The sequence below is a fragment of the Chitinophaga sp. LS1 genome, assembly GCF_034274695.1.
Taxonomy (GTDB): domain Bacteria; phylum Bacteroidota; class Bacteroidia; order Chitinophagales; family Chitinophagaceae; genus Chitinophaga.
This window is the reverse complement of the sequence record NZ_CP128362.1, coordinates 3,925,717-3,949,865: the sequence shown is the minus strand read 5'-3', so window position 1 is coordinate 3,949,865 and position 24,149 is coordinate 3,925,717. Positions and strand designations below refer to the sequence as shown.

Genomic DNA, 24,149 nt, shown 5'->3' with positions numbered 1-24,149 from the left:
ATAGCTACCTTTGACTCAAAAATAGTCGTATCAGACTTTTATATGAATGTTCTCCATACGCTTGCTCACCTATTTGGTACAACAGTAAAGAATAGAAGACTAGATATTCCGGAACAGTTTGGCAAGGGATATGTGACCAGATTTGTCTTTAATGAGCACATCCGGATGATGATTATGAATTATGAACTGAAGGAAAACCTGGTGATTGAAAACCCTGAAATCAATGCTTCCAGGAGTATGATCCTTTTTAAGTTCCAGCATATTTTCGATGAAACGGAAAAGCAACCGTCTGTGTTAATAACTACAACAAGTATGAATACAGATACTGTTATCCCCATTCATACAAATACCTCCACAATTAACATCGAAGTCGATTCAAATTATTTAAAGAGTTTGTTTGATTTGTCCGCAAAGTCACCGGTGTTAGAAGGTCTATTGCAGAATACACAACCTTTGCTATTTGAACAAATGATATATCCATCCTTGCAGGATATTGTCAACGAGATTGTATCTCAATCTGTGGCAGAGAGTTTCAAAATGTTTTTCCTGCGGATAAAAGCGGAGGAACTGGTGTGCCGGTTATTAATGGAATTGGAAAAGCGGGATGAAAAACATTTGTATGCGTTGAATAGCCGTGATATAGCTACCATTTACAAAATAAGGGAGGAGATGTTGGAGCACCTGGATACTCCACCGGTGATAAATGATTTAGCACTGGCGGCTAATATGAGCCCGACTAAATTGAAATCTTTATTTAAACAAATATTTGGGAATAGTATCTTTAGTTATTATCAGGAATGTAGAATGAAAAAAGCGGCGTTGTTGTTAAAAGAGGGCAACCTGTCGGTATCGGATGTAGGATATCAGTTGGGGTTTACGAACCTGAGTCATTTTTCAAGAGTGTTTCAGGAACATATAGGTATGAAGCCTAAACAATATAGCCGGACTTAAATTAGGTATAACCTCATTGAGAATTGGGTTTCTCTTAAGAAAATTTCTGATTTTCAAAATGGGGAATCCCGAGATTTTTTCTTTGGTGTTTAACTGCATGAACTTGTATTAATAGGTTAAGCCAGTGGAACTTTACTTTTAGTAATTTAATTCATGCATTCGTTTCTACCAATAATTTTCTCATTTTCTTATATTAATCAATTAAAACTTAAATCCAAATTCACTCTCTAAATAATGCTGTATCTCATCTACTTCCTGCAACCTGACAATCACCTCTCCATTCCAGTCTACAAGTATCAATGGATACTTCTCCCCTATCAATTCTAACACTTTAAACAAGTAATCACAACTTTCCGAAGCAGTGAATAAAGAAGAAAACCCTAACCATACATTCTTTACAATAGATTGCTTTGATTCAACAAATACCCCCAATCGTTCAAAACCATACACAACAGTATCCTCTTTTACAACACGGTAAGTGGAATATCCGGTATTCACTACCGGAAAATAATTAATCGCATTCCGGGCTAACAATGATTCCATTTCCTGCGTGGATATCCCCAAATTCACTGTTGGAAACAATGGTTTGTCTCTAACAAGCATATGCTCAAATCCAAATGAGTTTTCCTCCTGAACAGGAAAGCTTCCAATATCCTGATAGTTTTGTTTAGGTAGCAGTTCTATCTGACAATAACTGTCTTCGTGAAAAAAAACTGTATCTGTCATTGTTAATTAATTTCATTCACATCAAATACCGTCACCTGATCGAAATTTATTATTTCATTTATCCGTTAACAACTCATATTTATCATACACATCAATACCCCCTAGACATCCCAAACCTAGCCCTATCTATACGACGATCTCTCAGTGTCCTCCAATAAGAAAAAGTTATACGCTTCATATACCCATTCCGTTCTACCTCTACCCATCCAAAACTCTTCCCTAATTTATTGGTATCAGTCCTCTGCGCTATCACCGGTACTGTTACATAATGCTTCGCCTCATCTGCCAAATAATAATTCGTACTTATTAATAATGCCAATGGCAACCAGAATATCAGGAACCCAACAAGTAAATAGGCGATTAAAAACTCGTTCCAACTATCGTAAAGACGGGATTTCCAGGTCCCTAACAACAAAGTAAATATCAGTGTGCTAATAAAAAAATATCCATCGGCAATATCAATGGCATAAAAGTATGATAACTATGAAGGTGCCATTGTTTATAATGCATTATGATGGCCGTCAATGGAATGCTGATATCCAATACAATCTTTCAAATTCTTATTATATCCATACTATTTAAACATTTCCAACAAATAAGGAATCACAAAATACAACAGTGAAGTTAAAACCCCACCTATTTTCCCAATCACATAATAATAAGCGACTCCCCTACCCAGCTCTTTCCCTTCCAGCTCTGAAAGCGCTAATGTAAGGATTGATATAGATAACATAGCCTCCGCTATACTAAGGATCAGTATCGCCGGAAAGCTCACATCCTTCAGGCATAAACATAAACTAATCATCAACAACAGCATCCCTACTATAATGACAGGCCTGATCATCTTACGGTTCCGCTGTATCAATGCAGTAGTAATAAGTATGACAACTATAGGTATCAATGCAACCACCCAAAAGGAATCGTAATTAGATGCTGTCAAAGCATTTAAGGATGAATTGGAAATAACTATCTGAATCCCTGATATAAAAGAATAAAATAAGAATAATACCAACCCGGCACGTAAATTAATATTCAATAAATGGTATTGACGCCAGATGAATAAAATTATCCCGGTCAATCCCACCAGCAACAACAATATCATCACTGGCACATTCAACTCACCTACATACTGACATCGCTCCAACCCTACATATAGACAACATGCTCCTACAGTCAGTAGAATCCTTGCCTGCCAATCCTCATCCTTTTTATCAGAGCCGTTTTTCACAAATACAAATACCAGCAGACAGGCAATTATACCCAGCGGAATATTTGCAAAAAAGATAAAGATCCATGAATATTCATCTGTTATATACCCTGATATAGGATTCCCTAATGCTGCTCCCAAACCCAGTCCCGCCAGTACTAATAGCTGAGACGTAGCACGCTTCTCTATCGGCCAGCTCTCTGTAAGAATAGTATGTGAAGATACCAGCATTGCACCTGCCCCCATCCCCTGGAGGAACCGGTACACTATCAGCATATCCAGACTTGTGGCATTACCACAAAAAAAAGAACAGACAGTAAAACAAATTACAGCCCATCCTAAATAATTCCTTCGCCCCAGCTGTGAAGACAACCAGCTGCTAAATGGAACAATAATTAAAGTACCAAGTATATAGACAGTTGTGATCCGGCTGACCTGATTTAAGGTAGCGCCCAGGTTTCCCCTTATATCATTGTAAGCAACGTCTATACCTGCATAATTAAATCCTGCCAGCGCAAGACAGATCATAGCTGTCAGCGAGACAAACCAACGGCGAAAATTATATTCCATAGATATCGTATTATTAAATTTCATAAACATCAAACACCTCCATCTCATATATCTTCATATACTTCCTAAATGAGCTGTAATGATTGGTAACCTCTTAATTTACCCGGCTACTTATCAATTCCCCTATGGTGATGATGGCTGCTTCCAATTCCAGATAAAATTCATGCGCCGCCTTACCGGTCAGCGTCTCGTCCCTTATAACAATTTTCATGGGTTGGCATTAACATAGTAAATCTAGATAATATTTATAATAATACCTCAACTGATTTAAATCATTAAAACCCCTACATTTGTACCGTTAACCATTCAAAACTTTGTTATGCAACTCAAAAGAACCTTGCCACTACTCACCATGGCTTTGCTGCTATTTTGCAGCTTCACACCGGCTCCTGCCATTCAACACATCAAACCTTTAGGTATCTGTGATTTTGCTTTTGAAAATAATACCGTTTATACTGTTGCTGACGGCATCTTCTACACCAGCAAAGATAAACTGGTATACAGCAATGTAGTTCCAGGCACTGGCTCCGGTAGCACGATCATTGAATTTGACGACGCAGGTGATACCTTTACCTACTACATCACATTCGCTACCACTCCTACTACACCGACAGTAGTGCATGTGTACTTTGATGTTAATATCATTACAGAAGTAATTCCCGCAGGGGTTACTTCATTCAGAACGACCATACCGGGGCCACTTCCTTATAGTGGTATCGTGGTCACGCTCGATCCTAAATAATTACCAATATATATTATGAAAAGACGGATCTTCTCAACAATGTTCCTGGCCATGGGTCTGGTAGCCGCAAAGGCTCAACAAAAAGACACATTAACTATTAACAGGGACAAAATTAACCAGTTAGACAAAGAGATCGTTCATCTTCTGGGCGAAAGAATGGAAGCTGCCAGGGCGATTGGTATTTACAAGCAGGCACATAACATGGAAGTGCTGCAATCCAATCGTTTTAATGAAGTATTGCAAAAGGCGATAGAAACCGGTAAAGCAGAAGGTCTTTCAGAAGAATTTATCAGAGCGCTTTATGAAGCGATTCATAAAGAAAGCATCAGGCAACAGGAAGCCCTGAAGAAGAAGTAACAAAGAATGCGGCTTCTTATGATTACAGTGCTGTCGATTCCTATGCACATACGTGTATTAGCCACAGGTATACCAGTCGCTTTCCAATGGATTATTAATGGACTTGTTACATGATTGTTTCCTTCAGTATTGCATACCTTTGGTGGTAATACCTTCTTTATTTTTGCTATCTTGAATGCGTGCCCGCTCGTATTTTTGATCAGATATTTGCCTGAGATCAGGGGCAAATCGCTGGAGGTACCGTAAAAAGAGTGTAGGAAACAGTAAATTATGTCATACGAACTTATTTCGACAATGAGGAAGGATGTAGTGATGGCGGATGATGAAGCTGCCTATATCCTTTCTTATTTTAAAGAACAACAATTCAGGCGGAATACCGTGTTACTCCATGCCGGAGATGTGGCGCATGAGGTATTCTTTGTGACCCGGGGGAGTCTGCACCAGTTTTATAATGATGAAGCTGGTAATGAGCGCACCTGTAATTTTACCTTTGAAAATGAGTTCGCGACAGACCTGGAGAGTTTTTCTAAAAAGACGGTGTCTCCTTCTACGATCAAGACCCTGACGCCTACCACCTGTTTGACGATCACCTGTTCAGATCTGGTCCCCCTGATGAAGGAATCCAGGGCCATGAATGACTTTTTCTTTCTGCTGGTAGAGCGTATTGCCGCCGTCAGTATTCGTCGTACGAAAGCCCTGCTGTCTTCTACCCCGGAAAAACAGTTCCTGGACCTGCTGGAAGAAAAGCCGGAAATTATTCAACGCGTTCCGCAGCGCTATATCGCTCAATATCTGGGCATTGCGCCGGAGAGCTTGAGTCGGATCAGAAAACGGCTAATTCCGGCTAAAAAACCTTAACCCGGATCATTATTTTTCACCTCATACAGGCTATACATTTGCATAAAACAAATTGATATGCAAACAATACTTGGATCTGGTGGTGCTATTGGTACCCCACTGGCACGCGAACTGAAAGCTTATACAGATAAGATCCGCCTGGTAGCCAGGAAGCCTGTGCAGGTGAATGGGGATGATGAGCTGATTACGGCTGATCTGACAAACGTTGCGGATGTGGATCGTGCGGTTGCCGGTTCGGAGGTGGTGTACCTTACCGTAGGATTAGAATATAATATCAAGGTATGGCGCCGCGACTGGCCTGTAATCATGAAGAATGTGATCGATGCGTGTGTGAAGCACAATGCCCGTCTTGTATTTCTGGATAATGTGTACATGTATGGTAAGAATGAGATCCCTCATATGACAGAAAGCTCTACCATTGCACCACCCAGTAAAAAAGGCGAAGTGAGAGCAGCCTTGCACCATATGCTCCTGCAGGCAAAAGGATTGAAGGTGGCGATTGCCAGAAGTGCGGATTTTTATGGTCCTGGTGTAAAGAATGGGATGCTGACGATTACCGTACAGGAAGAGTTTAAAAAAGGGAAAAAGGCTTACTGGCAGTTGGATCCTAATAAAATACATACTTTTACTTATACCCCGGATGCGGCTAAAGGAACTGCTATTATAGGGAATACCCCCGATGCCTTTGGTCAGGTATGGCATTTACCTACTTCTTCTGAAAAAGTAACCGGAAAGGAGTTTATTGAAAGGATAGCAGGGATCATGCAGGTCAAACCTAAGTACTATATCCTTGCCAGGTGGATGATGGGATTAATGGGCCTCTTTGTGCCTATTGTAAAGGAAATAAAGGAAATGTCTTACCAGTATGACCGGGATTATATATTTGATAGCAGTAAATTTGAAAAACGCTTCAATTTCAAGCCGACCACTTATGCAACAGGCCTTCCGGCAAGTGTAGCCAGCTAATATTCATTATTTCTTCTATTTTAACTAATTTCCGCTCTAATAATCGGCTAATATCCCAATTAAATAAAGCCTTTGCTATCTTTATCCTATAATCATTCGTTATGGATGTATACGATAGCAAAATACTACGGCTGCTTATACAGAACTCCCGGATCACGGGGGCGGACATCGCCAGAAAAATTAATCTTTCTTTGCCGGCGGTGACAGAAAGACTGCGGAAACTTGACCGTTCCGGGGTTATTGATCGCTATACCATCAAGGTGAACAGGGAGCAATTGGGGTTACGGCTCATGGCGTTTATTCATGTATGGATTGACCACACAAAGAATCACCCTATAAAAGACCAGCTGTTGGCCATGGAGGAAGTGATGGAATGCCACCATGTGGCGGGGGATGCTGATTTGTTGTTAAAAGTGTTGGTGCATGATACGGCGGCATTGGAACAATTGCTGGTGAATAAGATCAAGGGGATAAAGGGAGTGACGCGCACAGCTACAACGATTATTCTGAGTACTTATAAAGAAGAAATAAACGCCAAACTATGAACCTGATTGAAAAATTTGAAACCTGCACATTGCCGAAGGCAGAATGGACACATGAGAAACATTTTGTAATGGCATTATGGTATTGTATTCATTATCCATTGCCGGAGGCGGTGGATAAGATTTGCAATGGGATAAAGAGGTATAATGAGAGTGTGGGTGGTGAGAATACGGATGAGTCGGGGTACCATGAAACGATTACCCTGTTTTATATTGGAAGGGTTGCGGATTATGTGATTACGAATAGGGTGAGTGTTTTTACAGAGGAAGTGGTAGGAGATTTTTTGGAGCAGGATTTTGTGGGGAAGGAGTATATGTTGCGATTTTATAGTCGGGAGTACTTGATGAGTAAGGAGGCAAGGTTACGGTGGAAGGCTCCGGATAAAACTTATATGTAATCTCATATTTCAACTAAACGGACTAATTTTCAATTCGCAAATCGCGAATCATGCATTTTCAATGCTATAAACTGCGCCCAGATAAAACATATTCAAAAAATGATGGTGCCTGATCCTTACTGCCTTTTTATTCATACCAAATCAGTCCTTTCCGTTTATATCTATTTTGCTATCAAAAATATAATAGCATTCTGTTTTTTATTCTATTCCTACTTTTTTACACGTTACCATAAGCCTATGTCGGTAAACGTATAAGCCGCCGCTATTGACATCTTATACCTGGCTTCCTGCTGATTTTTTGTCGGCTTTTTCTTTGACGGCCCGCGTTTCTTGGCCATAATAATCTGGCCATTTCGTTCGTAAATCGTGAGTTGATCGCCGTGCGTACCCCGGACAAGTTGGAGGAGTATGTTATCCCTTACAAGCGCCATAAAAAACAATTTTGAGGTTACAGAAACAATACTAAAACCTTCGCCCGAAATACAGTGCAGCTTTAATACTAATTGAGTAATAATATGTCACTAAATGTGCACCTCAATATCAAATTGATACATAGACGTACTTATAATGCCCTTATGGTGTACTTATGAAAGTAAGGCTATAGTATAGTTTAATCGAACAAAAATCATCATGTCAACAAAAATTTACTGGATCACCGACACCATCGGCATCATGCCCCGGCCTCGTGGCAACGAATGGCTGGAAGACGAAATCATTGCCTTCAAAAAACAAGGAGTGGATATAATCGTGTCTTTACTGGAACAATCTGAAATAACTGAATTGGGTTTACGGCAGGAAAAACTGCTCTGTGAAAAACACAGCATACAATTCATCAATTTCCCCATTCCGGATAGGTCTTTGCCTCCTAAAGGCCGTCAAACAGAAGCATTCATTCAAACATTGACAATACCATCTAAAATCGTCATTCACTGCCGCATGGGTATAGGTCGGTCTTCCATCATTGCAGCCTGTATACTACTTTATCAAAATAAAAACCTTCATGAAAAAGGGAATTCTCCAACGGACATGAAAACCATTTTCAGAAAAAAAGCCACTGAAATCATCTCCCACATCAGCCACATTCGTGGATTAAAAGTACCTGATACAGAAGAACAATTTCAGTGGCTCAAAGAAAGAGAACAATTACTTTACAAACCTGTTCACCACCTTATTCAACGTCAATCCCTGCACAATGACAGAGAAAACAACAATGATATAACTAGCGGATAAGATCAGCTCCTTATAAGGCGACTCAGGCAGCGACAGCGCCAATGCCACAGAAATACCACCGCGCAATCCTGCCCATACCAATATAGTCGTATTATTGAAATTCGTCTTCAATGAACGCCTCATGATCATTGAAGGCACTGCTATACTGACACCTCTTGCGATCAATACAAACAACACCGCTACTAAACCAATAAACCAGTAATGCCCGATAAATGGCAACACCACTATCTGCAAACCAATCATCACAAACAAAATAATATTCAGCAATTCATCGATCAGTTCCCAGAAACGATGCAGGTAATCCTGCAATTCTTTATTACTCTTGGCACCAATAGAAGAACTACCCAATATCAAACCAGCCGCTACTGCCGCCAGCGGTATTGATACGTGCAGATAACTACCCAATATAGAGATCATCATCACCATAGAAATCGATACCAGCACCGATGTCTGGAACTCCTGAATTTTCTTGGTGAGATAACCCGTTACTACCGCCGTGACTGTACCCAACGCCAGACCTCCAAATACTTCTTTGGCAAATAAATCCAACGCATGCGACAAAGAGAAAGTCGCTTCCTGTGCTGCCACTTCGCCAATAGTAACAAAGAGGATCAGACCTACCCCATCATTTAGTAATGACTCTCCGGATATGATGGTTTCCAGCGAAGAGGGAATCCTTGACTTCTTCAATACAGACATCACCGCCACCGGGTCTGTAGGCGATATCAATGCCCCAAAAAGAAAGCAATATACAAGTGGCAGATCAATCCCCAGCAATGTCGTCGTAATATCCAACAGCAACCCAAAAATGATTGTAGAGCCGACCACACCAATCGTACTTAAGACCAATACCGGTCGCTTCTGCTCCTTTAGTTTCTTATATTCAAAGTGAAATGCACTGGCGAATAAGAGGAAGGCTAACATGACATCCAGCAATGTTTTTGTAAAATCAATGCTGTGCATCAACTCACGTATGAAATTGAAAGCTGTAGGAAAAGCCTTACCTGTCACCAATATAAAGATCGAGAGCAGGATAGAGACAAACATCACGCCGATAGCACCAGGCAGTTTGATAAAACGGATATTAAGGTATGAAATCAACGCACTGATAGTGATCAAAGCCGCAATGAGTGTAAATGTATCCATTCAGTTGTTCTTTTGGTAAGCGATCAATATACGAAATTTCTCCTATCTTTCCCAGACTATGCACAACGTAATTTGCAGGGCATGCATTGATCGGTCATGAGCTGAGTCAACATAAATTTATTAGCAGACATATAAAATCAGCCATGGGAAAAGATACCACTACCAATTGCACGATTCAATTTCCAGCACATAAAATTCGCTTTGATAAATGTAATGGTTCACTTAAAACCTTCCGCTAAGCACTACATCAATATATTAAATTTAATACATACATTTACCCCGGGACATTATATTTTACATTAACCTATAACCGCCCCTACCTATCTATGGAACTAACAACCTATTTCACAGACCGCCAAAGATTTACATTAAAAAGCGTTTGGATACCAGGCATCATTTTATTTATACTTGGCCTCATTGCCACCTTCCTCTACAACGTAAATGGCGCATTCATGTGGGTGACATCGCAAGGAACCTTCACCGTTGCGGTAGTATTCACCTCCATTAAACTGGCCATTGCCTATGGATGGGAACATATCATCACCAAGGACTACAAAAAAGCCCTCCTTACCATCGCCGGCTTCATCATTTTAAATTTCGGTGTCAACTGGTTGGCAGATCGGGGGTATGGTCGGCTTCCCGCTTACATTGACGGTACATTCATAGAAATTATATGGAGTATTCTTCAGGTGATCGGTGTCTGTTTTATCTCAGGGAAACGGAATTTCTGGCAAACCGGTCTGGTAGCAGGTCTCATTATCTGCTATACTACTGATTTCCCTTTCTCACCGCTTTCCTACGTTCGCCTATCGCCTTTTAATTTACAATTTGCATTAAAAGACTTCTTCACACCATTCCTGATTTATGGCTGGATCTTTCTCGCCGAAAATTATTTCAGTGAAAAAGGGTACAGCAATATTATCAATTCCAAAATACAGGTGGTAAGCGGTAAGGAATATCGCGTGCTTTATCCTTTGGTTTCCATTTCCTGCTGGGTAGTCATATACCATTCAGCAGTTTTGTTGAAAGCATATGCACAAAATGATTATTTCAGAACAGGATACAGTGGTTTTCAGTCTCCCGCGGTCCTCACCAACGCGGTTACCTTTGTCATGATAGTAAGTATCTTCTATATCACCGCTACTATGACCAGGAATATTGTGATCAGCAGAATGAACACTATTGGCAATAACAATGGCTGGTTGTACCTCTTACATTTCATTCCTTTTGCGAATATCATTGTATGGTACAAACTGTACAAAGCGGCACCAAAACATGATAGCAAAAGTGAAAATGGTATATTTTATCAGACAAAACGTGATGCTTCTATCAATAATTATATTATTGGAATAGGTGTATTATTCAGCATACTGTCATTATGGATGACGTACAGTGGCCTCTTCTATATAACCTCAGCAGTTAGTGGCATTTTATCCTTTGCCATATTTGTCAAACTAATTACCTATTTCATTTTGGATAAAAGTAAAAATGCTGTTGTCTTGCACGTTGTATTTGGCGCTGCAGCTTCTCTCATCCAGTTTATTGCTGCAGCTGGTACAGGAAGGCCCTCTTTAGCATTATTCCTTGCTGTTGTACTGCACTACTTCATCCTGATAGAACTCTTCCATCCTGAATTAGAAGAAGCCGATACTGCTGAAATCCCTGCATCAATTATCGAATAAATAATGATATTGACGGACATCAGGTGATGTCCGTCAATATCATTCTCAATCTGTTTAACGTTCCCATTAAGGCAATGCTGGTTGTCAACTCCACGATTTCTCTTTCCGTAAAGTAATTCGTTAACAATTGAATATTCCCTTTTAAGCCCGTCACCGCCTCTGCATATTCCAATACCAATCGTTGCTTTGCTGTAAAATCCGTTGAATGCCGGAACCCCGGTATCTGGTCTATCACCTCCTGTGGCATCCCCATTTCTCTCAGTTCGCCTGCATGAAACTGACAACAATATGCACAGCCACTGATCTGAGACACCCGCAATTCTACCAATGCAATCAATAAAGAATCTATCCCTGAGTTACGAATACTACCATGTGCCTGGTATAGATACCCTACTGTCTTCTTTGCAATCTCTTTGTAATCCATTTTTTTAAAAGCAAAATTATCAATCAGTAATTTCCTGATGTAGTACGCTAACAGGATAAACCAGTATCCTCGCAGGATTCTTTATCTTTGTAAGATGGAGCATATTGCAGACAACTTCTCCATCGAAATACTGGAATGCACAGAATGGAAGGAGAGAAACAGGAAAAACAATTTCTTTGAATTAGTTTACATATTGGATGGCCATGGTCAGCATATCGCTAATCATATACCTGTTCCATATCAGCCACAGGAGGTATTTTTGCTGCCTGCGGCAAAATGCCACAGCTATCATATCGAGGAAAAAACTACGTTCCTTTTTATTCGTTTTACCACGCACTACTTCGCACCGGGTATTATCGACTATACCCAATGGATGAATCGTATGAACTTCATTCTTGCCAATCATGATTATTTGCCGGGGGAGCTTGTGACTGATCCTGATGATAAAGTGCAGTTACAAAGGTTTCTCGATATCATTCAATATGAATATAAAAAGAATGAGAGTTGTGGGCCTTCTATCATTCGCAATACACTTGCTTCAATTCTTGCGCTCATCAGCAGGAATATCCAAAGAAAGATACAAAGTGCGCAGTCTTATAAAGATCAGCGGTTCACGCATTTAATTGAATATATCAATTATAATTTGCTGGATGCAAAGAAAATAACTGTCAAACATCTGGCTAAGGAATTTCATATTCCCACTACTTATTTTAGTGAATATTTTTCGAGGAATGCGGATGAAAATTTTCAGGATTATGTGCTACGATCTAAGATCCGGATTGCGGTATCAAGAGCGAAATATACGGATGCGACTTTTCAGGGTATTGCGCTGGAATTGGGATTTACGGATAGTAGTCATCTGAACAGGATGATGAAAAAATATAGTGGGAAGACGATGCGTGCTATACGAGAGGAGATGGGGTAGTGTTCATCGCTTCTGTATCAGGGATAAAATACTATTTATATAGCATAACTACACCACCAGCCTCCCCACCGACTGGTTTTTTTTGTATATTCATAACAAATTGTTTTCCCATGCGCATCTTTACAACGGCTCTTATATTGCTCACCATCCATGCTCATGCACAATACAATGGCACCTATGAATATAGCGATCCCGCTACTTTGCAAATCGCCACTTCTCCCAAAGACCACCAGCTCTATGCTATTATTAAAGAAAGTAAATACCTGCTGAAGGTATATAACAAGGATACGTTTCTAAACGGCTCCAATCAACAGGTCATTTTTAAAAGAGATAATAATAAAATCACTGGCTATACAGTAGATGGCCACACTTATCGAAGGCTTAACAATACGGTTACTTTTCAATGGTATGCAAGAAAAGATACCCACTGGAATTATCGTATCCCTGCCGACAGGCATGATGGCCTTACACCCGGTTCGCTCAATACTTCAGGTGTAGATACCGCGCGGATCCATACCTTAATATCCCGCATCATAGATAACAGCTATCCTGATGTACACAGCATACTGCTTGTTAAAGATGGGAAACTAATTCTCGAAGAGTATTTTTACGGCTATACCGAAAACACGACTCACCAGCTGCGGTCAGCGACCAAAAGCGTCTCCTCCGCTATGATTGGATTGGCTATTCAAAAAGGGCTTATCAACAGCGTGCAGGATAAAGTGGTGAGCTTCTTTCCTGATTACAATATCACAGACTCTATTAAGAATACCATTACTATCCGCGATCTCATGACACAGCAATCCGGCTTTGCCTGTGATGATACAGATCCAAATTCTCCCGGGAATGAAGTAAAAATATATCCGACAGATGATTGGATCAAGTACATCCTCAACCTGCCCATGACACACATCCCGGGTACCACGGCCGCCTATTGTTCCGGGAATACGCTGCTGATAGACAGAATTGTGGAAAAAGCTTCCGGGCAGTCGCTTTCTGCATTTGCAAAAGATAATCTGTTTGCGCCTTTGGGCATTACCCGGTTTAAATGGAATTTCCAGCCGGATAAGACGCAGCAGGATGAATTCGGACAGTTATATCTAAGGCCAAGAGATATGGCTAAAATCGGAATGTTATTCTTAAATAAGGGGAAGTGGAAAGAGAAGCAATTGATTCCGGAAGCATTTGTACAGGAATCGTTTTCAAAACAATCAGTTGTGGAAGATATTGATTACGGGTATACATGGTGGCTGGAAACGCTGAAAAACATCCCGGGTATAGCGGCCAAAGGGAATGGCGGGCAGCGTATTTTTATATGGCCGGGATTGAATATGGTGGCAGTGATTACGGCGGGGAATTATAATCAGCAATCGCCAGCGAATAGGTTGTTGATAGAATGTGTGTTGTAAGGATGCAACTATTGATGGATCTTCCTGGAATGATAACTCCGGGTATTAAAGAAGATCCTACCTGATGATATCGAAAGAATCGAAAAGAGGAAGGCTTGCAGCTGGCTGCAAGCCTTCCTCTTTATTCACCTTCAACTGTCACATGAAATGCGACATCTATATTACCTCTTGTTGCATTGGAGTAAGGACAAACTTCATGCGCCCTTTCTACCAATTCTTTTGCCTTTTCAATTTCCACACCTGGAATATTCACACTCATTTCCACAAACAGTGCAAAGCCCACACCTTGTTTTCCGATGCTTACCTTTGCTGTCACAGAAGAAGTACCGGTTTCCACTTTTGCATTCCTGATCATAAGGTTCAACGCGCTGTCAAAGCAGGCTGCATAGCCAGCGGCAAACAATTGTTCAGGATTGGTCGCTCCACCAGGACCACCCATTTCTTTTGGGATCCTGACGTCCAGTTCCAGGATGCCATCTGTAGATTTAACATGACCATTCCTACCACCTGTTACGGTTACTGATGTTGAATACAAAGCTTGTTCCATGATTTAATATTTTAAATGTGTCCTACTTTATTTAATAATTTATGTAGTGTAGCACGCAGCTGCTTCAGTTCTTTTTCACTCATATCCATTTCACAGGCCAGCTGTGCGGGTATTTTTTCTGCGCTCTTTTCCATCTTTTTGCCAACTGGCGTCAGGGCAATATTTACCACGCGCTCATCCTGTTCGTCCCTTGTACGCTTCACCATCCCTTTTTCTTCCAGTCGCTTGAGTAATGGCGTCAGGGTACCACTGTCAAGGAATAATAGTTCACCCAGGGCTTTCACTGTTATCACGCTATGCTCCCAGAGCACCATCATGACCAGGTACTGAGGGTAGGTGAGGTCCAGCTCTTCCAGCAACGGCCGGTAGAGGGCGGTGATCTGCCGGGAGGCCGCGTAGAGCGGAAAACAAACCTGATTTTCCAGTTTCAGCAAACTCATAACTTCTCATTTGGTTTACCAAAATTAAATTGTGCACAATTAACTTCCAAATAAAATAATGAGATTTCACTTTCAACCGGCCACAGGCTATTGTCATAAAAAGAAAAGAGGGTGTATCATAGTTAGATACACCCTCTTTTAATTCGGAGACCTGATGGAGCCAGATTCCATTTTATGCGATTCTAAGAAGTTTCATTTATTTAGGTTACACCCTCTTTCCTTTTGGTATATAATTCCTTTATTGTTCCGTAGTAATCCCCTTACTATCCGTCGCCATCTTCATCTCCATTGGTGCCACCGCCATTGCTGTATGCTCTACAACTTTCTCACTAATCAATTTCCCCTTTTCATCATACTCCTTCACATATCCCTGCCCCTGTCCTATCTCATGCAATGTACTCACGATGCCATTGGGATAAAACTTCTTTGTAATCACTGAATCCTTTCCTTTCACATACTCTTCCTGCAATAACCTCCCGGTTGGATCAAACTCCCTCGTCAACATCACCTTCTGCATCTGGTCTACCTGTTTCCACTGCTGCAATTTCCCATCAGGGAAAAAGCTTCTTCTCAGGTTTGCACCATTACCCAGTTCCTTGTAAGTATATTCCAGCGTACCCTGCTCATACTCCCTCGTACTATCCAGACTTCCATCCGGGGTGTAAAAGTTTTCACGGATCAGGGCCTTATTCTTAAATACCTTTTCCTTCTGAATATACCCTTCCCTGAAATCCGCTTCTGAAATCAGGATCTTATTATCATATACCTGACGCTTACCATTCAATTTATTATCACGCAACTCCATGGTAATCATCAGAAATGACTGATCATTACTGAATATTTTCCTGGCAGTTCTGTCCAATGTTCCATTATTATCCACATAGAAATAAAACCGGCTTTGGTCTGGCCATTCAGTCACATAATAGCCCTCTTTCAGAGCAGAACTATCTCTATTTAATACGGTAATTGTCTTTACACGACTCCTTTCCTTCTCCTTTCTAATTAGAGTAGACCCGTCTAATGACTTATACTGTTGCGCATAACCACTTGATATCGAAGCACATAAAACCAGACCACAAAAAGTCAGCTTTAAATAGGTTAGGGAGTAATTCATTGGGTAAATATATAAATAATTAATAATAAGGCATATGTTAATTTTATTATTCACCTAATATTCAATTATAAGCGAGCCTAAAACAGGGGGATAAATATGTCATTTCAGGGGGTATTTCTATAAGGGAAAAGCAACATTGAAATAATGCAGGTTCCGATTTAGATTAATAAAAATCTCCTATCTTAGAGTACAATTATGAATGCAACACATTTAACCCTGTGGGAAAAATCGAACAATTCCCAATCGACGACGTGCCAGCTACTCTCCCATTCTCAACCCGACTTGCCAAAGAACAACGCTGGACTAAAAAATTCACACAAAGAGCCATCCTTGAATATAAGCGCTTTATATTAATCTGTTGTGTACTGGACGAAGGCGCCTCTCCTTCCAAAATCGTAGACGAAGTATGGCACCTGCACCTTACCTATACACACTCTTACCGGGAAGCTTTTTGCCGTTGTACTTTAGGCAAAGAATTACATCACATCCCCTCTTCCGGTGGCAATGAGGAAGACAGCCGGCACATGAAATGGTACCAAGAATCACCTGAACCACCCTGTAGAAAAATATAACACCCATCCAATAAATAACAATTGTAAAGGCACCCTGAAATACAAATAACCATACCCCGGTCCTTCATGGTTCGCCATCTCTATATTTAGATTTATGCTGGCCGCATATATATTTGCAGGCAATAAAACGATAAAAAGAATAATCAACAGGTTCCCTGCAATATTCCTTGTAGGAGGAAAAAGCAACATGATCCCCAGTATAATTTCCACAATCCCACTTATATACACTACCACTGTTTTAAAAGGAATCACAGGGGGCAACATCATCACCATCCCGTTTGTAAATTTAAAATGTCCGAAAGCTGTCAGTAACAGCATACAGCACATGGCTACATTGCCTGCAAATAGCAGCGACCATTCCCCTGTTGATAAACGGGCAATGATCAGCGACAATAAGAAAGTAACTAATAATACGATCAAAGGTTTCATAATACAAATTTGAATGATTCACATTTGAACGAAAATGATGTATGTTAGTTTCCCAAAAGCTGTTTTCTGATCCGGCTTAAACTTTCAGGCTGTATACCCAGGTAAGAAGATAAATGTTTCACAGAGATATTGCTTATTAATGCTGGCGCTCTTTTTAGTAAACCTGCATAACGCTCTTCCGCAGTGCGGGATAATAAGTCCATCTCCCGCCTCAGCCGTTTTATATACTGATATTCAGCCATCAGACGTCCAATCCGCTCTCCATGATGAGAATGTGCGTAGAAAGACTGTAATTCCCGGTAGTTGATGAGAACGGCCATTGTCTCTTCCAATACTTCTACAAATACTGTACTTGGCTCCCGGGTAATGAGGGAATAATAAGCGGTCACAAAATCGCCTGCAAACTGAAAATCTACCGTAAATTCTTTGCCATCCCGGATAAAGTAATGGCGGGTAGCCCCTGTGTTCAAGTAATAGATCTGGCTTTCCACTTCCCCATCCCTGATCAGGAAGTCACCTTTTTTATACGTTTTGAGGTGCAGGGTCTGCGAAAACTCCGCCCATTCTGTGTCGTCGAGTGGCTGAAAACTGAATACCGCGGCCTTTATCTGGTTGAAATCACTCATAGTATAAAAATAGCAAATCCAATTCGATGTGCCAGCCGCAGCGGCATATTATTTGTACCTTTTCTATAGTAAAACTCAATCTTTATGGAAAAACGAGTACTGGGCGTTGTATTCACCGTATTAGGCGCCCTTGGATTAATCATGGCTGCTGTGAGCTTTGTGAATGCCGGCGGCGGCACCCGGAGTGTAAAGATGATTGTCATCTACGCACTGCTGGGTATGGTATTCTTTTTCTCAGGTATCGGACTGATCAGAAATACGAAGGACCGTCCTTCCTGATCAAATGGAAATCGGTCTCATATATCCACATCAGTTATATAAACATTATTGCCACCTGCCCCCGCATGTTTATGTAGTGGAAGACGAACTGTACTTTTCCCAATACAATTTCCACCAGCAAAAGATATTGCTGCATAGGGCATCTATGCAGTACTATGCCGGCCGGCTCAAAGCTGGCGGGCATGTAGTACATTATATAGAGGCGCAGGATAAAAGGGCACAGACACACCATTTATTCGAATACCTTTCTGCTCATCACGTTACGGACATTCACTACATCGATACCACAGATTACCTGCTGGAACGGAGAATACAGCGCTATGGGGAACAATACAATATCACCCTGCACCGCTGCGCTTCGCCTAACTTCATTGGCGATCTGTCTTATTTTGATAAGAGTAGTAAATATTTCATGGCTTCCTATTATAAATCTGAGAGAAAGCGGTTAAACCTGCTCATGAATGGTAATCGTCCTGCAGGTGGGAAATGGAGCTTTGATACGGAGAACAGGAAGAAGATGCCGGCTAATGTTGCAGTGCCGGCTATGCCCATCTTTCATTATGATAACTATGATGCGGCGAGACATTACATACAGATGCATTTTGGGCACAACAGGGGAAAAATTACCCAATTCAATTACCCGGTTACACACAGGCAGGCCGAACGCATGCTGATATTTTTCCTGAAAGAGAAATTGCCCCATTTTGGGGAATATCAGGATGCAATTGTAAAGGAGGAACATTACCTGTTTCATTCTATTTTATCCTCTTCGTTGAATATTGGTTTACTCTCTCCGGAAACGGTTATAAAGAAAGCGATCAGTTATGGCACCAGATATCGTATTCCGCTGAATGCGCTGGAAGGATTTATCAGGCAGGTAATTGGCTGGCGGGAGTTTATGAGAGCGGTGTATACGAAGGAAGGGGTGAAACAACGGACGACTAACTTCTTTGGATTTACACGAAAAATCCCAATATGCTTTTATACTGGCGAAACTGGTATTCCCCCTATTGACAATATTATTCACAATTTAGAGGATAGGGCTTATGTGCATCATATTGAAAGATTGATGGTGTTGGGGAATTTTATGTTGTTGTGTGAGTTTGATCCGGATGAGGTGTATAGATGGTTTATGGAGCACTTTATTGATGCATATGATTGGGTAATGGTGCCGAATGTATATGGTATGAGTCAGTTTGCGGATGGAGGGTTGATGAGCACAAAGCCTTATATTTCTTCTTCTAATTACATATTGAAAATGAGTGATTACAAGCGGGGGCCGTGGTGTGAAATATGGGATGCATTGTTTTGGCGGTTTATGCATGTGCATCATGAACTCATTAAGAACAATGCAAGGTTGGCAATGTTGAAGATTCCACCGGCGAAGCAAAAACATTATGTGGAAATTGCGGAGGAGTACCTGAAGAAAATTTGTGAGGAAGTGGTGACAGTAAAAAAGTGAGATAAAATCTTTACTTTTACGTATATATGAGTCAGTCCCAACTCTCCCGTCACCTTACCTTACTGCAAGCCACCGCCATCAATATGACCGACATGGTCGGTATCGGTCCTTTCGTCGTACTCAGCGTAGTTGCAGAGATTATGCACGGTCCCTGGTTCCTTTATGCATGGATCGCCGGCGCCCTCCTCTCCTTCATCGATGCAATGGTATGGAGTGAACTTGGCACTACCTTCCCCGAAGCCGGCGGCAGTTATAACTTCCTGAAAGAGAGCTTTGGTCCCCGCACCGGCAAACTGATGAGTTTTCTCTTCGTATGGCAAACCATGATCCAGGCCCCACTCGTTATTGCCTCTGCCGCCATTGGTTTTGCACAATATACTATGTACCTCTACCCACTTGGTTTCTGGGAAACCAAAGCCGTGAGCGGAGCCGTCATCATCCTCATCGTATTCCTTCTCTATAGAAATATTGAAACTATCGGCAAGATCAGTGTCACGCTCTGGATAGGCGTGTTAGTAACTATGATCTGGATCATCGGCGGTGGTATGGCGCAAGGGCATTTCCTTGAACCTATTAAACATATCAACGATGGTTTTAAGTTCAACATGGCATTTGCCGCAGCATTAGGTGCAGCCAGTGTAAAATCGGTGTACAGTTATCTGGGCTATTACAATGTATGTCACCTGGGGGGTGAAATCATTGCTCCGCAAAAGAACATCCCGCGCAGTATGTTCATCTCTATTGCGGGTATCGCGGTATTGTATCTCTGCATGAATATCAGTGTGGCTGCTGTTTTACCACTTTCACAAATAGAACAAAGCAAATTCGTTATCAGTGAATTCATCCAGCAACTCGCAGGTCCTACCGCGGCTATGATTGCAACTGTTTTGATACTCTGGATTGCATTTGCCTCTGTATTTTCTGCCACGCTGGGGTATAGCCGTATTCCATATGCAGCGGCAAAAGACGGGGCGTTTTTTAAGATCTTTGCGAAGTTACATCCTACTAAGAATTTCCCTTATATCTCCCTGCTATTTCTAGGTGGTGTCGCCTTTGTATTCAGTATGTTCTTTAAACTGAAAGAAGTGATCACAGCAATACTGGCTATGCGTATTATGATCCAGTTCATTGGTCAGGCTATCGGACTGCTGGTATTGAACAAGCGCAAAGGAAGGAATTTTGTAAAATGGAGAATGCCACTTTACCCGGTACCGGTGATACTCGCTATTATGATCTGGATATTGATCTTCGCATCCACAGGTTATATGATGCTGGCGGGGATGGCTGTCACTTTATTAGGCATCCTCATTTACTTTGTCAAAAACAGGATCAACGCTGGCCATTAGCCACTTTCTTTTGATCTCTTAATTCCTGCACCTGTGCAGCTGCATGTTCATTGGCCCAGTTTTCCAGCGCAGCCAGTGCAGGTCCCAATGCCTTGCCTTTTTCAGGAATACGGTAGTATACTTCTGGTGGAAATACCTGTCTTTCCTCACGGATGATCAATCCATCGGCTTTAGGTGTTCCAGCAAGACCTTCTTGGCTACTTTAGGGATATTGCGCCATAGATCCGTGAACCTGATTTCCTGCTGGTGGAATGACGCCCAGCTCATCATCGTACACCTCGAAGCTGTAAATCATTCAAAAGAAAACCGTGCACAAATAAGATCTGCCTTTCTACATCAAAATGTAAGGGTACCAGATGACGGGGAATTTTTTTATATTTAATAGATGAAAACATCCACCTCTTATGAACGTGCCGCCATGCCCCAGGGCACTGCCGCCGTACTTGATACCCGTACCGTAGAAAATGCCAACGCTAACCTCCTCACCGTTTTACAACCCGGACTATCTGTTCTCGATGTAGGTTGTGGCAGTGGTACTATCACAAAAGGTATTGCAAAATATGCAGGTAAAGTAACCGGTATAGACAGAAGTGAAGAACTCATTTCACTGGCAAAAGTGAACCCGGGCAATGTCACCTTTGAATTAGGAGACATTCTGGATTACCAACCAGCTGAGAAATTCGATATCATTACCACTGCACGCACCCTGCAATGGATCGCTAACCCATACACTGTCATTAAAAAGATGGTGTCTCTGTTAAAACCCAAAGGACTGCTCTGTGTACTTGATTACAATCACGAAGCCATTCGCTGGGACCCGGCTCCGCCTCAGTCCATGCTGGACTTCTACGCTGCCTTTCTGAAATGGCGTGAAGATGCGGGAATGGACAATGCCATTGCCGATCATGTGATAGACCTGGTACATGTACAGGCATTAAAGCTCACCGTTACGCAACAGGATGAATATGCCGAACGCGGGATGGAAAATTGGGATACACACATCTCCCTCTGGAAAAAAGTGGCGGAGACCAGGGGCAATCAGCTCGTAGCAGATGGTTACATCACAGAAGCAGCGCGACTGCACACCATAGCAGAGTACGACGTATGGGCCAAAGAAGAGGCAAAGAGCATGCGCCTGTACCTGAAGGCGACGCATGCTACTTTTTAGGCATTCACCATATTCATACTATGTGAATCGTACCGGTTGCCTACTGCCACACCGAATGATTCCAATTGTGTGATCTCAGCTGGTGATAATACTATTTCCGCAGCGGCGGCATTCTGCTCAATATATTTAACACGTTTGGTACCCGGGATGGCGGTAACGCCTTTCGAGAATACCCATGCCATTGCCAGCTGTGAAGGAGTAATTCCCTTTTCAGCAGCAAGAGTCTGGATGGCTTTTACCAACTCAAGATTTTTATAAAAATTCTCTCCCTGGAAACGTGGGATATATCTTCTGAAATCATCTGCAGGAAAATCGTCCGGACTCTTTATTTCACCTGTAATGAAGCCTCTGCCTAATGGTGAATAAGCCACAAATCCGATCCCTAATTCACGTATTGTGTCCAGTACACCATTGGACTCCGCTTCTCTTTCAAAAAGGGAATATTCGGTCTGTAATGCAGAAACAGGATGTACTGCGTGTGCCTTGCGGAGTGTTTCAGGAGATACTTCAGAAAGACCGAGGTATTTTACTTTTCCTTCTTTCACCAGCTCGCTCATCGCACCTACGGTTTCTTCGATAGGCACAGCAGGATCTACACGGTGCAGGTAATAAAGGTCTATGTAATCGGTACCGAGGTTTTTGAGTGAACGTTCTACTGCTTTGCGAACATATTCAGGACGGCCGTTGATCACGCTCCAATCCATCTGGTCATTATCATCGATGTAGAAACCGAACTTGGTGGCGATGGTGTATTTTGCCCGGTTGCCTTTGATGGCTTTTGCCACTAATCTTTCATTCAGGAGAGGGCCATATGCATCAGCAGTATCCAGCCAGTGGATGCCGAGTTCAAAGGCACGATGAATGGTTGCGATGGCTTCGTTCTCATCCGCTTTGCCATAGATGTCGTTGCCACCGATAGTCGTCATTCCCATACATCCCAGTCCTTCCACAGGTACTTCCAGCCCCTGGGTGCCTAATTTTACGCTTTTGATTGCCATAACAATGTTTTGTTTTATGATATCAAAATTAGGACTGATCCTTAGGGATAAATTATACTTTTCAAAGGATTAATTTAAAGTTTCACTTCCTTGCGAACGGCTAAGGGAGTTAATCCCGCATGCTTTCTGAAAAAGCTATTAAAATAAGAGGCATATTCAAATCCAAGACTATAGGCGATGTCCGCCACACTCATGTCTGTGTGTCTTAATAATGACCGGGCTTCTGCCAGGATACGGTCATTAATGTGCGTGGTGGTAGACTTGCCTGTTACTTCCTGCACGGCGGCATTCAGGTGGTTGACATGGACGGCCAGCTGGTCGGCATAGTCGCCTGCCTTCTTAAATTGCAGGGTAAATTGGGGAGGGTCTACGGGAAATTGTCTTTCCAGCAGGGTCAGGAATAGCTGCGTGATCCTGCTGGCGGCATTCTTAGGGGGTGCGTAGGCCACTGCCGGCTCCATTTTGATAGCTTCATGTATAATGAGTTGTACATGGTTGCGGATCAGTTCATGCTTATAGATATATTCGCTATCCATCTCTTCGCGCATGCGGAGGAAAATACCTTTCAGGTATTCTGTTTGTGCAGGATTCAATAGATAGAGAGGATCTCCACCCGGTTTAAACAGGCTGGAGTCTTTTAAGGATTCCATGCGCCCGCCTTCCAGCAAAAAGGTTTCTGTAAATACACAGAAGTACCCGGTTACTTCTACATCCGGGTTATCTGCCCAGCTATAGGGCACCATGGGATTGGTAAAGATCAAAGCAGGCTGGTCAAATTTGATATTCCTGTTGGCGTAAAACAACTCCCCTCCTCCTGACAGGATCACTGAGATCTTGTAGAAATCACGCCTGTTGTAGGATGAGAGGGTGCAATTGTTTTCTCCGGTAGCAGCAACGCGGAAGGTACCTCCGATCTGCTCAAATCTCAGTAGTTCATAATTTGACTGTGACATGGGGTAAAATTACACATTTCAAAGGGAAATCGTGGCTTCAATTTATATTGGGTAGAAGCTATTTCTCTAACTGTGTAATCAA

General features: G+C 41.8%; 29 protein-coding genes. 16 read left to right on the top strand and 13 right to left on the bottom strand.

All coding sequences use genetic code 11. The features are described 5' to 3' along the window. Positions 1–42 precede the first annotated feature (42 nt). Complete coding sequence (locus QQL36_RS16390; protein WP_083729478.1) at positions 43–951, top strand: AraC family transcriptional regulator; 909 nt, start codon at positions 43–45, stop codon at positions 949–951. A gap of 201 nt (positions 952–1,152) precedes the next feature. On the opposite strand, the gene QQL36_RS16385 is transcribed toward QQL36_RS16390, so the two are convergent. Next, positions 1,153–1,677: a hypothetical protein gene (locus tag QQL36_RS16385; protein WP_321570308.1), complete on the bottom strand. Its 525-nt coding sequence runs from the start codon at positions 1,675–1,677 to the stop codon at positions 1,153–1,155. 574 nt (positions 1,678–2,251) lie between these two features. Beyond that, positions 2,252–3,454 carry an MFS transporter gene (locus QQL36_RS16380; RefSeq protein ID WP_321570307.1) on the bottom strand — a complete coding sequence of 401 codons (1,203 nt, stop codon included), beginning with the start codon at positions 3,452–3,454 and terminating at the stop codon, positions 2,252–2,254. Positions 3,455–3,773: 319 nt separating this feature from the next. Between QQL36_RS16380 and QQL36_RS16375 the strand changes: the two genes are divergently transcribed. The 6 genes from QQL36_RS16375 to QQL36_RS16350 all read left to right on the top strand — a co-directional run bounded on the left by QQL36_RS16375 (position 3,774) and on the right by QQL36_RS16350 (position 7,317). Beyond that, positions 3,774–4,196, top strand: coding sequence for a hypothetical protein (locus tag QQL36_RS16375; RefSeq protein ID WP_321570306.1), 423 nt, complete (start codon positions 3,774–3,776; stop codon positions 4,194–4,196). Between the two features lie 15 nt (positions 4,197–4,211). Beyond that, positions 4,212–4,553, top strand: coding sequence for a chorismate mutase (locus tag QQL36_RS16370; protein WP_321570305.1), 342 nt, complete (start codon positions 4,212–4,214; stop codon positions 4,551–4,553). 270 nt (positions 4,554–4,823) lie between these two features. Next, positions 4,824–5,411, top strand: a complete 588-nt coding sequence (locus QQL36_RS16365) for a Crp/Fnr family transcriptional regulator (protein WP_321570304.1) — start codon at positions 4,824–4,826, stop codon at positions 5,409–5,411. Positions 5,412–5,468: 57 nt separating this feature from the next. Continuing rightward, on the top strand, positions 5,469–6,377 hold the full coding sequence (locus QQL36_RS16360) for an NAD-dependent epimerase/dehydratase family protein (RefSeq protein WP_083730561.1): 909 nt from the start codon (positions 5,469–5,471) through the stop codon (positions 6,375–6,377). Between the two features lie 101 nt (positions 6,378–6,478). Continuing rightward, entirely contained in the window at positions 6,479–6,922 is a 444-nt protein-coding gene (locus QQL36_RS16355; protein ID WP_321570303.1) for an Lrp/AsnC family transcriptional regulator, read from the top strand. Then, positions 6,919–7,317 (top strand): hypothetical protein, encoded by a 399-nt coding sequence (locus QQL36_RS16350; protein ID WP_321570302.1) that lies wholly within the window; start codon positions 6,919–6,921, stop codon positions 7,315–7,317. The genes QQL36_RS16355 and QQL36_RS16350 overlap by 4 nt, the downstream gene beginning before the upstream one ends. Before the next feature lie 224 nt (positions 7,318–7,541). Here the strand turns inward: QQL36_RS16350 and QQL36_RS16345 are convergent, their stop codons facing one another. Further along, a complete protein-coding gene (locus tag QQL36_RS16345; RefSeq protein WP_321570301.1) occupies positions 7,542–7,748 on the bottom strand; it encodes a hypothetical protein in 207 nt (68 codons plus the stop codon). A gap of 199 nt (positions 7,749–7,947) precedes the next feature. Here QQL36_RS16345 and QQL36_RS16340 point away from each other — a divergent pair, with 199 nt between their 5' ends. Beyond that, positions 7,948–8,547: a hypothetical protein gene (locus QQL36_RS16340; protein WP_321570300.1), complete on the top strand. Its 600-nt coding sequence runs from the start codon at positions 7,948–7,950 to the stop codon at positions 8,545–8,547. Here the strand turns inward: QQL36_RS16340 and QQL36_RS16335 are convergent. Continuing rightward, positions 8,461–9,693 (bottom strand): sodium:proton antiporter, encoded by a 1,233-nt coding sequence (locus QQL36_RS16335; RefSeq protein WP_321570299.1) that lies wholly within the window; start codon positions 9,691–9,693, stop codon positions 8,461–8,463. The two genes, QQL36_RS16340 and QQL36_RS16335, sit on opposite strands and share 87 nt — an antisense overlap. Positions 9,694–10,019: 326 nt before the next feature. Here QQL36_RS16335 and QQL36_RS16330 point away from each other — a divergent pair, with 326 nt between their 5' ends. Further along, positions 10,020–11,375 (top strand): hypothetical protein, encoded by a 1,356-nt coding sequence (locus QQL36_RS16330; protein WP_321570298.1) that lies wholly within the window; start codon positions 10,020–10,022, stop codon positions 11,373–11,375. Positions 11,376–11,394: 19 nt separating this feature from the next. On the opposite strand, the gene QQL36_RS16325 is transcribed toward QQL36_RS16330, so the two are convergent. Continuing rightward, positions 11,395–11,799, bottom strand: a complete 405-nt coding sequence (locus QQL36_RS16325) for a carboxymuconolactone decarboxylase family protein (protein WP_321570297.1) — start codon at positions 11,797–11,799, stop codon at positions 11,395–11,397. 94 nt (positions 11,800–11,893) lie between these two features. Between QQL36_RS16325 and QQL36_RS16320 the strand changes: the two genes are divergently transcribed. Both QQL36_RS16320 and QQL36_RS16315 read left to right on the top strand, forming a co-directional pair. After that, positions 11,894–12,724 carry a helix-turn-helix transcriptional regulator gene (locus QQL36_RS16320; protein ID WP_321570296.1) on the top strand — a complete coding sequence of 277 codons (831 nt, stop codon included), beginning with the start codon at positions 11,894–11,896 and terminating at the stop codon, positions 12,722–12,724. A gap of 110 nt (positions 12,725–12,834) precedes the next feature. Further along, positions 12,835–14,133, top strand: a complete 1,299-nt coding sequence (locus QQL36_RS16315) for a serine hydrolase (protein WP_321570295.1) — start codon at positions 12,835–12,837, stop codon at positions 14,131–14,133. A gap of 121 nt (positions 14,134–14,254) precedes the next feature. Here the strand turns inward: QQL36_RS16315 and QQL36_RS16310 are convergent, their stop codons facing one another. From QQL36_RS16310 to QQL36_RS16300, 3 genes are all read right to left on the bottom strand, one after another. Continuing rightward, the gene (locus tag QQL36_RS16310; protein WP_083722677.1) at positions 14,255–14,680 is read right to left on the bottom strand and encodes an organic hydroperoxide resistance protein; all 426 of its coding nucleotides are present in this window, start codon (positions 14,678–14,680) and stop codon (positions 14,255–14,257) included. Positions 14,681–14,691: 11 nt separating this feature from the next. Then, positions 14,692–15,120: a MarR family winged helix-turn-helix transcriptional regulator gene (locus QQL36_RS16305; RefSeq protein WP_083722678.1), complete on the bottom strand. Its 429-nt coding sequence runs from the start codon at positions 15,118–15,120 to the stop codon at positions 14,692–14,694. A 238-nt stretch (positions 15,121–15,358) separates the two neighbouring features. After that, positions 15,359–16,234, bottom strand: a complete 876-nt coding sequence (locus QQL36_RS16300; protein WP_321570294.1) for a hypothetical protein — start codon at positions 16,232–16,234, stop codon at positions 15,359–15,361. Positions 16,235–16,452: 218 nt separating this feature from the next. Between QQL36_RS16300 and QQL36_RS16295 the strand changes: the two genes are divergently transcribed. After that, positions 16,453–16,806, top strand: coding sequence for a hypothetical protein (locus QQL36_RS16295; RefSeq protein ID WP_321570293.1), 354 nt, complete (start codon positions 16,453–16,455; stop codon positions 16,804–16,806). Here the strand turns inward: QQL36_RS16295 and QQL36_RS16290 are convergent. Both QQL36_RS16290 and QQL36_RS16285 read right to left on the bottom strand, forming a co-directional pair. Continuing rightward, positions 16,777–17,235 carry a hypothetical protein gene (locus tag QQL36_RS16290; protein WP_321570292.1) on the bottom strand — a complete coding sequence of 153 codons (459 nt, stop codon included), beginning with the start codon at positions 17,233–17,235 and terminating at the stop codon, positions 16,777–16,779. The genes QQL36_RS16295 and QQL36_RS16290 overlap by 30 nt on opposite strands. A 44-nt stretch (positions 17,236–17,279) precedes the next feature. Continuing rightward, complete coding sequence (locus QQL36_RS16285; protein WP_083722681.1) at positions 17,280–17,861, bottom strand: Crp/Fnr family transcriptional regulator; 582 nt, start codon at positions 17,859–17,861, stop codon at positions 17,280–17,282. Between the two features lie 84 nt (positions 17,862–17,945). Between QQL36_RS16285 and QQL36_RS16280 the strand changes: the two genes are divergently transcribed. From QQL36_RS16280 to QQL36_RS16270, 3 genes are read left to right on the top strand one after another with little or no spacing between them, the layout of a single operon-like run. Beyond that, positions 17,946–18,140, top strand: a complete 195-nt coding sequence (locus QQL36_RS16280; protein ID WP_083722682.1) for a hypothetical protein — start codon at positions 17,946–17,948, stop codon at positions 18,138–18,140. A 4-nt stretch (positions 18,141–18,144) separates the two neighbouring features. Next, positions 18,145–19,602 (top strand): cryptochrome/photolyase family protein, encoded by a 1,458-nt coding sequence (locus QQL36_RS16275; protein ID WP_321570291.1) that lies wholly within the window; start codon positions 18,145–18,147, stop codon positions 19,600–19,602. Positions 19,603–19,628: 26 nt separating this feature from the next. Continuing rightward, on the top strand, positions 19,629–20,948 hold the full coding sequence (locus tag QQL36_RS16270; RefSeq protein WP_321570290.1) for an APC family permease: 1,320 nt from the start codon (positions 19,629–19,631) through the stop codon (positions 20,946–20,948). Here the strand turns inward: QQL36_RS16270 and QQL36_RS16265 are convergent. Next, positions 20,932–21,108, bottom strand: coding sequence for a winged helix-turn-helix transcriptional regulator (locus QQL36_RS16265; protein WP_083722685.1), 177 nt, complete (start codon positions 21,106–21,108; stop codon positions 20,932–20,934). The two genes, QQL36_RS16270 and QQL36_RS16265, sit on opposite strands and share 17 nt — an antisense overlap. 225 nt (positions 21,109–21,333) lie before the next feature. Here QQL36_RS16265 and QQL36_RS16260 point away from each other — a divergent pair, with 225 nt between their 5' ends. Beyond that, on the top strand, positions 21,334–22,116 hold the full coding sequence (locus tag QQL36_RS16260; protein WP_321570289.1) for a class I SAM-dependent methyltransferase: 783 nt from the start codon (positions 21,334–21,336) through the stop codon (positions 22,114–22,116). Here the strand turns inward: QQL36_RS16260 and QQL36_RS16255 are convergent. Then, entirely contained in the window at positions 22,113–23,114 is a 1,002-nt protein-coding gene (locus QQL36_RS16255) for an aldo/keto reductase (RefSeq protein WP_321570288.1), read from the bottom strand. The genes QQL36_RS16260 and QQL36_RS16255 overlap by 4 nt on opposite strands. 74 nt (positions 23,115–23,188) lie before the next feature. Then, positions 23,189–24,067: a helix-turn-helix domain-containing protein gene (locus tag QQL36_RS16250; RefSeq protein ID WP_083722688.1), complete on the bottom strand. Its 879-nt coding sequence runs from the start codon at positions 24,065–24,067 to the stop codon at positions 23,189–23,191. Positions 24,068–24,149 lie beyond the last annotated feature (82 nt).